Below are 1,123 nucleotides of genomic sequence, written 5' to 3' on the forward strand. Positions count from 1 at the left end.
CCTTCTTCTCGGGGATGTCGAGATTGACGTGCTTGAGCGCGAGGAAGTTGCCGTAATAGAAGCGCAGGTCCCGCACGGAGAGCTTGGCTTTCTCATGGGCGGGCAGCGCGTAATCGAGCACGGCCCTTTTTTCAGCGACGGCAGCGGTCATGGTGTGTGTCAATGCTTTTGCCGCAGCAGCACGCGCGCGGCGATGTTGAGCGCGAGCACGCCCAGCGTGATGAGGAAGACGCCCGCCCAAGCCAGCTCCTGCCAGTTCTGGTAGGGGCTCATGGCGAACTTGAAGATGGTCACCGGCAGGCTGGCCATGGGGTCGGAGAGGTCGGCGCTCCAGAACTGGTTGGACAGCGCGGTGAAGAGCAGCGGCGCGGTCTCGCCGGAAACACGGGCCAGCGCCAGCAGCACGCCGGTGAGCACGCCGGAGCGTGCGGCCTTGAGCGTGACGTCGCCAATCACCTTCCACTTGGGCGTGCCCAGGGCGTAGGCCGCCTCGCGCAGCGCGTTGGGCACCAGCGAGAGCATGTTTTCCGTGGTGCGCACGACGATGGGAATGACGATGAGCGTGAGCGCCAGCACGCCGGCCCAGCCGCTGAAGCCCTTGGTCGTGGCCACCACCACCGAGTAGACGAAGAGGCCGATGACGATGGAGGGCGCCGACAGCAGGATGTCGTTGATGAAGCGCGTGGCCGCGCCCAGCAGGCCCTTGCGGCCGTACTCGGCGAGGTAGATGCCGGCCATCACGCCGATGGGCGTGCCGATGAGCGTGGCCAGGCCGACCATGAGCAGCGAGCCCATGAGGGCGTTGGCCAGGCCGCCGCCCTCGGACTGCGGCGCGGGCGTCATCTGCGTGAACACGTGCAGCGACAGCGCGGGCAGGCCCAGGCGCAGCGTCTCCCACAGGATCCAGATCAGCCAGAACACGCCGAAGGCCATGGCGGCCAGCGCCATGGCCAGGGCGATGGCGTTGACGCGCTTGCGCGCGCGGTGCTTGGCCAGGCGGCGGTCCGGCGCGGTGGTGGCGGGCGCGGTCGGGGTGGGGGACATGGGGGCGTTCACGTGCGCGCTCCTTCATGGCGCTGCAGCCGCTTGAGCAGCAGGCGCGACAGGACCAGGATCACGAAGG

Annotated in this window: 1 protein-coding gene; it reads right to left on the reverse strand. The window is 68.2% G+C overall.

What is annotated here, in order from left to right; translation table 11 throughout:
* Positions 1–159: 159 nt before the first annotated feature.
* Positions 160–1,044, reverse strand: coding sequence for a phosphate ABC transporter permease PstA (pstA, locus tag ALA01S_RS31125; RefSeq protein ID WP_066343653.1), 885 nt, complete (start codon positions 1,042–1,044; stop codon positions 160–162).
* Between the last annotated feature and the right edge of the window lie 79 nt (positions 1,045–1,123).

Source organism: Azohydromonas lata NBRC 102462 (genome assembly GCF_001571085.1).
GTDB classification, from domain to species: Bacteria; Pseudomonadota; Gammaproteobacteria; order Burkholderiales; family Burkholderiaceae_C; genus Azohydromonas; species Azohydromonas lata.